The 8,410-nt window shown below is 41.1% G+C and carries 10 protein-coding genes and 1 pseudogene; 2 read left to right on the top strand and 9 right to left on the bottom strand.

Annotation, left to right across the window (positions count from 1 at the left end; all coding sequences use genetic code 11):
- The 5 genes from LDL35_RS12845 to LDL35_RS12825 all read right to left on the bottom strand — a co-directional run.
- Positions 1-573: PAS domain S-box protein (locus tag LDL35_RS12845; RefSeq protein ID WP_304023069.1), on the bottom strand; the 573-nt coding region annotated here is incomplete at its 3' end.
- Between the two features lie 236 nt (positions 574-809).
- A complete protein-coding gene (locus tag LDL35_RS12840; protein ID WP_304023066.1) occupies positions 810-1,295 on the bottom strand; it encodes a DEAD/DEAH box helicase in 486 nt (161 codons plus the stop codon).
- Positions 1,296-1,411: 116 nt separating this feature from the next.
- Positions 1,412-1,552 (bottom strand): hypothetical protein, encoded by a 141-nt coding sequence (locus tag LDL35_RS12835; RefSeq protein WP_304023063.1) that lies wholly within the window; start codon positions 1,550-1,552, stop codon positions 1,412-1,414.
- 96 nt (positions 1,553-1,648) lie between these two features.
- On the bottom strand, positions 1,649-1,789 hold the full coding sequence (locus LDL35_RS12830; RefSeq protein WP_304023062.1) for a hypothetical protein: 141 nt from the start codon (positions 1,787-1,789) through the stop codon (positions 1,649-1,651).
- Between the two features lie 26 nt (positions 1,790-1,815).
- Complete coding sequence (locus LDL35_RS12825; RefSeq protein WP_304023060.1) at positions 1,816-2,193, bottom strand: hypothetical protein; 378 nt, start codon at positions 2,191-2,193, stop codon at positions 1,816-1,818.
- Between the two features lie 120 nt (positions 2,194-2,313).
- On the opposite strand from LDL35_RS12825, the gene LDL35_RS12820 reads away from it, so the two are divergent.
- The gene (locus tag LDL35_RS12820; protein WP_304023057.1) at positions 2,314-2,772 is read left to right on the top strand and encodes a winged helix-turn-helix transcriptional regulator; all 459 of its coding nucleotides are present in this window, start codon (positions 2,314-2,316) and stop codon (positions 2,770-2,772) included.
- Between the two features lie 4 nt (positions 2,773-2,776).
- Positions 2,777-3,013, top strand: coding sequence for a DUF3467 domain-containing protein (locus LDL35_RS12815; RefSeq protein WP_304023055.1), 237 nt, complete (start codon positions 2,777-2,779; stop codon positions 3,011-3,013).
- Between the two features lie 446 nt (positions 3,014-3,459).
- Here LDL35_RS12815 and LDL35_RS15425 read toward each other — a convergent pair.
- The 4 genes and pseudogenes from LDL35_RS15425 to LDL35_RS12800 all read right to left on the bottom strand — a co-directional run.
- A pseudogene (locus LDL35_RS15425) lies at positions 3,460-3,891 on the bottom strand (tetratricopeptide repeat protein); the annotation flags it as partial.
- A gap of 141 nt (positions 3,892-4,032) precedes the next feature.
- A complete protein-coding gene (locus LDL35_RS12810) occupies positions 4,033-4,374 on the bottom strand; it encodes a hypothetical protein (protein ID WP_304023054.1) in 342 nt (113 codons plus the stop codon).
- 169 nt (positions 4,375-4,543) lie between these two features.
- Positions 4,544-5,245, bottom strand: coding sequence for an MBL fold metallo-hydrolase (locus tag LDL35_RS12805; RefSeq protein ID WP_304023052.1), 702 nt, complete (start codon positions 5,243-5,245; stop codon positions 4,544-4,546).
- Positions 5,246-5,493: 248 nt separating this feature from the next.
- Positions 5,494-8,410 (bottom strand): PAS domain S-box protein (locus LDL35_RS12800; protein ID WP_304023049.1); only part of this gene is annotated, 2,917 nt, incomplete at its 5' end.

Below are 8,410 nucleotides of genomic sequence, written 5' to 3'. Positions count from 1 at the left end.
ACCTTTCCCAAGCATTTCAGAGGCAGGGACTCCGGTGACATCCTCCATGGCACGATTCCAGGCAATGACCTTCCCGTCCAGGTCAATGACAAACGTCGCATCAGGGAGGAAATTTATAATCTCCTCCAGGCGCCGAACGGTCTTTTTTGTTTCTTGTTCGGCCTTCATCCGGTCAGTGATGTCCCGGATTGTTTCTATGGCACCAACGATATTGCCACCTGGATCATAGAGAGGACTGGCTTTTGCCCAGAAATAGGTCCCATCCTTCCCGAAAGATGGGATAAAGATGTCGACAACAAGGGTATCACCTTCACGGATGATATGATTATACCGTTTTTCTACCACTTCATCCGGCAGGAGGATGAGATTTGCAAGCATCGGTTTTCGTTCGCCATAAAAGGGGAGGGCATAGGCATAGTCACCTTTCCCAAGAATAGCAGAGGCAGGAACTCCGGTGACATCTTCCATGGCACGGTTCCAGGCGATTACTTTCCCGTCCTGATCGATGACAAATGTTGCATCAGGGAGAAAATCTATTATTTCTGCGCAATAGCCTTCCATTTTTGGTTTCATACTATCCTTATGGTAGAGTATGAGGTAATGGGATATAATGATAATTTGTGTACGGGTTTGAGTGGGATGCGTATGGGATAAAAAATAATTATACTTCAACAAGAGCGATTGTCCTTTTTAATTGATCGTTGAATTTGTCAACAAGATCTCCGATGGAGATAGGATCTTTGGAGTCTTTGATAAGTGGAGCGGTTTACTGAGTGTCTCGTAGATGACCTTGACAACTTCGTTGGATTTTAATGAATCATAAAGTCCTTCGCGAGGAGAGTTAATTGAATCCACGAACAGAGATAATCGCTCAAGGACATCAGATAATTTTCTGTTAATTTCTCTTTATAGGGAGAAATGGTGATATGGGGATGATGTTTATTCTGCTCTTTGTAGCGGACAAGGTCTGATTTTCCTTCTCCCTTTTGCATCCGGGTATAATCGGCAAGTTTTGATTCATCTTCCGGAGTTGAGCCGATATACATACCAAACGTGATTCCGGTCCCGGCAAGGAGATGGCGAAAACGATCCAACTGGTCGATGGCAAGAGCATTCATTGGATATATGATGATACAGGTAATCCCTGGTGGTGCTCGTGCATCCCCCAGTCTGAAACAGTGATGTAATATGGGGTACAGAAATGACTCAGTTTTCCCTGAACCGGTCCCGGTTGATATAAGGCAGTGTTTTCCGGCTGTGACTGCGTCAAATGCTGCCTGCTGATGGGCTAACATTCGGGGGTGATCAGCAATTCCTGCTACTGCCAGGTGCAGGTTTTTTTGACAAGATTAGAGAGGAGTGAGCCTTCAGCAAATGATCGGGAGAGAGAAATGTAAGGGCCTTTAACCAGTTATGACTCTTCGCCGTTTGCACCGAGCATGTTCCGTGCCTGATTTTCAAGATCAGGATCTGAGAGAGGGAATGTAGTGAGTTGATATCGAAGAAACTGGCGGTTTACATGTTCTGCGAAGGTTATTGGGTTCAGGGTCATGGTACACCAACAGCTTCCATCAGGAACTCATTGATTGAGATATTTATCGTTATTATTGAATAAGATATATTGTTTGACTATGGAGTAAAGATTGAATTAATAAAAATGATTTCCCCAGATCTTTCTCATGAACCGATAGAGAATCATGGTAAGTTCAGAATAGGTATCTTCGATTGTATTGTATTCGACAATTTCATAGTCAAATTCAGCAACATCAACCTTTAATGATCCCTTCATGACTCCTCCAAAACTATCCCAAACATTTACTGAAGGCCTTTTTCAACAAGAACGATAACATAAGGGTTTTTTCTCTCCCGTATCATGATGTATTCCATGGTTGCCGATTGATTGAGATGATGAGGGTCGGTCTCTTTTGGGAAAGGAAAGATCAGGATATGAATATGACTGTCTTCGATAAGACGTTCTGATAGAGTGTAATCCCGGATGGGTTTATCACATTTAGAGCGCGGAAGAGCATTATCAAGGTTTTCAGAGACTTTGGCATCATAGCCCAATATATTATGGAGATAGTGCTGAAGATCTGTCAGTTCTTTTTTATGGCTTTCAAAAAATGAACCAAAGATTTCAACCCAGGTTATCTGTTTGAGTAGGGCTAATTCTTCAAACCGTCTTTGATTCATTGTTGAATATAACTGGTCCATTATAGAAAAGAGGGTTTTGGTCGTAACAAAGTTAGTATATATTAACGGATCATTTGTATGCTAAGATATTGGTTAGATATATCTGACCGAGGTGGCTTGATGGTATTGGATGAACAAGTGGTAAATCAGTATAGCACTATGTTTCCCATGGAGATCCGGCTTCCGGTAATGGCTCTTAAGGATGATAAGCACTGGGCAGTATTTCTTTATCTCCTGGAAGCAGGCGAGAAGAGATTTGGTGAGATTGGGAATGAGTTCAAGTATAATAGCAATAATGATCTCTCCCCGGTTCTGAAAGATCTGGTTGAAGGTGGTCTTGTTCGCCGGTATGTGAAAGATGGGGATGAGGAGACAGACCGGAGGGCAACCTGGTATGATGTTACCGACCTTGGTAGAAAGTACCTTGACTTACTTGAACGGTTAATTCTTCCGGGGCCTGTTCCAGACAGACAAAGAGGGAAGATTGAGATCAAGGAATCTGGTAAATTTGTTTTGGCAGCGACTAAGTTCTTAGAATACAAGCAGGGAACGAAGATTAAAACAGAATACTGCGGATGATATCATGACAAAAGATCCAATAACAAATATTATTCTTACACGATACTGTAATTCTGTGAACATTCAGGCGAGTATTAATGATGTGGCCCTTGATTTTATGGAGTTGCCTGGTGTTCCACGTGATGGAAAACAAGTCGTTGAGGGAGTAAGAGTATTGACTCATGAACATGCCAGATTGATGGCCGAATTATTGGCAAAAACTCTAGATAAAAACAACAAAATATTGGATTCATCAGAATAGTGGAAGTTTATGAAATTTTCCTGAATACAAATTCTGGTTTTATTTAATGTGTGCATAGGCATACCATTTACCTCCGTTAAACCTGATATTGTACTCTCCGGATTTATCCAATATACATCAACATCCGGAGCATTCGTTTGAAAAATAATAATATCTCCTTCCATCAGAGTATTCTGGTTCATATCTATTCGGAAAAAAAGACCATTCTCTCCAAAACTGTCCTGACACTTTTTACATACTCCTGGAATGTACCGATATAACAAGACAGATTTATTTTTAAAAGTGATTCTCGTTTCAGTTCTCGTGATATCAAGAAAATCAATATCAGTTCTTCCATTTGGTATTATTTCAGGAATTATGTGGTATGTATAATAGGGTTCACAAGAATCATTGGATACCGGAGGGGAAAACAGATCACCCAAAAAATCATTATTGGATAATTTTTCCTAGAATATAATTCCGACCTCACTTAAAAAACTTAAAAATTCTGATCCTGAACCAATAGAATAACTTCCATTGACTCCTAAAATCAAATATAATGCAAATAATCCAAGAAAGAAATAAAGGATCTTACTTTTTGGAATGTGACAATTTGCAGGAGGCGAATAATGAATCGGGGGGGTTTCATTTTTCTTTTTGGGTATTGATGTTACCCGATCTAATACTTTTTTACTGATTTTATGTTTGCATTTTCGCTTATTCTGAATATATGTATCATTATCGGGATCCAGGATTAAAGCATTTTCAAAACAGGTAATTGCATCCTCATGTTGTTCTAGTTTCGTAAGACAGATGCCAAGCAGGTTCCAGACCTTCGCATTATTTTCATCTTCATCAAGATGAGAATGAAAAATCTCTGCAGCCTTTTGAAAATCCTCTGCTTTGTAATATTAATATCCTTGTTCTAGAGACATGTTTATTTATTCAGATTTCCCAGGTTCATTCATCCAGGCTTTCTCTTTTGCCAAGATAATTTAGATCTTTCTTAAAACAATATTCACATTCTTGAAAATTTAGTATCAATTATACCGAACCTTTTTTCCATCATCTTCAAGTTCATAAATTCCCTGTGATGACCATGATATTGCGTCAACAAATGCATGGAATCGTGATGGCCGGTCGGGAGTTAATGAAGGAGAAGGCATAATATCAGGAAAGTCATGAAGAGCATATATGGCAGCTCCTACCTCGCATTCCCAGACTATCTTGTCACTTACAGGATAGGTATATGAATCCAGATAATCGACATCAAGTAAATGTATTTTAACTCCATCCCGGTTACCTGGCAACTGTATTTTATTGCGAACAACAGCAGGCCTTTTCCGGACCAGAATGCATTGACCGATATCAGGAACCCTCATGTTTTATATTTTGGTGCGGGATTGACCATAAGCGTTAGGAAATAATTATGTGATATCTGTACCTTAAAGAACTGTTTTATAAATTCACGACATCAAATCTGAAAGATCATCAAGAATTGAAATCTACTAATTTTTTGTAGAAGTGGATTATTCGTTTGATGCATTCGCTTCACTTCCTCGAACCTGTACCTATCACCATCTCCAATATTTCCCCTTTCTGAAAGGGCCTTCCATGACCAGGATATATCATCGAGCAATTATCATCACAGATTTTTCGAATACTATCCAGCACCAGATCAGGCTCTTCAGCCCAGAAGGGGAAGCCGGGTTTGCCTGAGGGAATCTTCGGAAAAATAAGATCCCCTGTAAACCTCTCCCCTGAATTCAGAGCTACTACAATAGAGCCTTTCGTGTGACCAGGTGTTGAAATAACCTTTCCGGAAACACCGTAGGGCTCAAGATCAAAGAGAGCATCAACGAGAATATCCGGACGCACCGGAGGATACTCTGATAGTTTTTTCCGGTTGAAGAAGAATTGGAGAAAAAATCCCGTCATTGAACAAGGTTTTAATGTATTCTGTTTCCCTTTCGCGAGGAAACCTGCATCATCAGTATGACAAACCACCGGTGCTCCGGAGATCTCTTGGAGGGCTGCAGCAGATCCGGCATGATCCTGATGCCCATGAGTGATAATAATGAGAGAAATATCATGTGGCTTTAATCCATGTTCATTGAATGCATCCAGAATTTTTTGTTCACTCCCCGGAATTCCCGTGTCAATAAGAATAACTCCGGCTTGTTTTACAATATACGCATTCACAAAACCAAGGGAGATGGGAATAATCACCGAAGCATTATCAGGAGATTTCATGATTTTCTGATTGGTTTTTCAGGTAATAATACCATGTTATTATGACTTCATTGACGGTGAGCATAGCTATTTAGATAGGTCCTATAACAGTATGATATCCTCTTGACCTGCATGTGAGAACAGATATCAGTTTCGGTTCCATATATACTGGAAATTGACTTAATTGGATAGATAATTTTATTTATCTTCTTGAGTGATGGAAGAAGAGAAGAATCTTACATCTCGTAAATTAATAAAACATGGGATTATTACATTCTTTGCCATTTTCCTTCGAGGACCAGAATCTCAAATCGGGCTCCTTTCCCTGGCATTCCCGTCTCCCGGATGGTAAGGCCTGTTATCGCAAGTATCTCTCTCGCAAGAAAGAGCCCTAAACCGGTATTCTTCCCAAACCCGTGATCAAAAATCTTCTCTTTTTCATGTACCGGTATACCGCATCCGTCATCCTCACAGACGATGATAATATCCTGTCCTTTTGGCATGCAGGTAAAGATTATCCGGGTGATATCCGCTCCATGGCGGATTGCATTTTCTATGAGGGTTGAAAAAACCTTCTGAATAATGGGATCAGCATAGATCTGAATGTTTGTAAGGGTTCTTGTCTCGATTACAATCCCGTTATGTAATATCTCTGATGATGCATGATGGATTAATGATTCTACCTGCTGCCATCTGCTGGATACACTTCCAAAGTCTTCATACTCACGGGTAAACCTGATGATTGCTTCTGCCTCCTGAGTGGCCTGTGAAGCAAAGGTGATAAATTCGTTCTTTTTTACCAAATCATTCTCTTCTAAACAGGCCTCATGAAATAATTGAATAGCAGTAAGTTTATTTGTGACATCATGACGGGTGAGACTTGTAAGAAGACGAAGTTTCTGATTTGATGCATACAATGCCTCTTCGGCCTTCTTCCGGTCGGTAATATTGCGGGTAAGACCAGATATACCAACAATTTTCCCGGTTTCATCATGGATGGGGTTTAATATCACCTCAAAATACATGTCCTGCCCATTTTTTATAGGGGTCACAGTCTCCCGGGTTATGGTACTATCCGAATCATAGACTTCGGTATGAAGCTTATCCCATTCATTACAGATATCTTCGGAAAATCCAAGTTCGCGATGTGTTTTCCCTATAATCTCATCCCTGGACAACCCAAGCAGTTCACACAGAGCACGGTTAGCATGAGTAAACCTTCCCTGGTTATCATATGCATAGATAGCATCCAGGGTTGATGAATCGATCTGTAAAAGACGTTCATTCATCATACGAAGTGACTCTTCTGCCTCTTTTCTCCTGGTAATATCCCGTACAACTGCTAATATTCTTCCCCTTCCTCCAATTTCAGATCTCCGAAGAGAGACTTCAACCCAGAAATTTTCTCCGCTCTTCTTTTTAGCCAGCCACTCAAAGACCTGTGGACCTTCTTTGATACATTTTTCTATTCTTCTCTGAGCTTCGGCTTCATCGTACGGAAAGATATTCGCACTGAGATCTCCAATATTTCCTGCAAGAATCTCCTCTTTGGTATCATATCCATACATTTTCAGAGTAGTTTCGTTCACATCGATGATCTTTCCGGTGCTGGCATCATCTATCATAATGGCTTCAGACGTTGAGTTGAAAATTTCACGATAATTTCTTTCACTCTCAGCAAGCGCCAATTCATAGCTCTTTTTATCAGTGACATCCTCAAATGCAACAACAAACCGATTTTCGGGTATAGGAAAAGCTTTGATTCGAAATGCTCCACGAAGACGTTCATCTTGGTAATACAGATCCTCGGTCTCAAATAGTATACCAGTATGGTATGCATTCAAATAAGCATCAGTTAATCCGGATTCTCTTGCACCAGGCCATATCTCATTAAATTCTCTTCCTATCCAGTCCTGAATTGTAATACCGGTCAGACGCTCTGCTTCCTGATTTCCATCTGCAAGAATAAGCCGATCCGGCTCTTCAAATGTGTAAATGAAAATTCCGGAGGGTATTGACTTTACAATATCCTGAAAAGTCTGAAAAGTTGAAATGAGTTTTTGTTCTGCTTGTTTTCGTTCGGTTATATCCCGAAGAGAGCCTCGTAGCCCTCCTTTGGTCCCATCTGGGCGTTCTATAATACTCCCACTCAGTGAGATTGGTATGGGAGTTCCATCCTTTTTCCTGAGCAGGAGTTCAAAGTCCTTCACAAATCCATTTTTAGAGAGTTCGGAGAGGAGAAGACTTCTGTCCTCCGGATGAACATAAAGCTCCTGGACCGGTGTCCCGATAAGTTCCTCGGCCGTCCAGCCTGAAAAACGTACGGAGGGAGAGAGAACGGTAATAATTCCGTTTTCATCTGTCTCATAATACAGATCCTCAAGGGACTCAAATATCTCCCGGTACCGTTTTTCATTCTCACGAATCACTGCCTCGGCCTCCTTTCGTGCAGTGATATCTCTTGATACAAGAGAATTAACCATTCCATCAATCCGCTGTGCCTGCACCATGATCTGATCAAGAAGTTCATCATTTCCGAGGAGATCGGCACAGGTAATGATAACCATGAGCGGATTTCTTATCTCATCGTTGAGTATGGCTAGTTGCGCAATATTTTTCTGAATCTCTACGAGTGCTGCATCTTTCTCTGTTGCATATCTCCGTTCATCGGTAACATCGTTCCCTTGTGCCAGGGTTGCAATTGGAGTAATGCCATCGGTATCAAACAGGGTTGAAGTATTCCAGAGAATTGTACGAAGAGTTCCATCCTGGTGAAGGACCGGCAGTTCAACATTCTCCCATTTCACTCCTGATTGAGTCGTCTCCAATAGACGGCGTACATGCTCAGCCTGGGAGGGTAAAAAGACACTCTGGACGGAAGAGCCGACACATTCCGCTGCACTCCTCCCGATAATCCGTTCAATGATATGGTTCATCCGGATAATGTTAAAATCAGAATCCCAGACGATGATAGGAAAATGGGCAATGGCTATGAGATTTTCCAATAGATCAATCGTCTTTTGATGATTTTCTGCGGTTTTCGCGAGAAGATCATACTGATGCCGAAGTTCCTCTTCAGATCCTGCAAGTTCTTCATAGGCAGCCTCTAGTTCCTCGTTGCGTTGAATGAGATCCTTTTCATGTACCATCCGTTGTATGGTTGTACCGAGTTCACGACCGATGGAG

This window comes from Methanospirillum hungatei, assembly GCF_020216685.1.
Classification (GTDB): domain Archaea; phylum Halobacteriota; class Methanomicrobia; order Methanomicrobiales; family Methanospirillaceae; genus Methanospirillum; species Methanospirillum hungatei_B.
The sequence above is the reverse complement of the archived record's forward strand: the minus strand, read 5'-3'. Positions and strand labels throughout refer to the sequence as shown.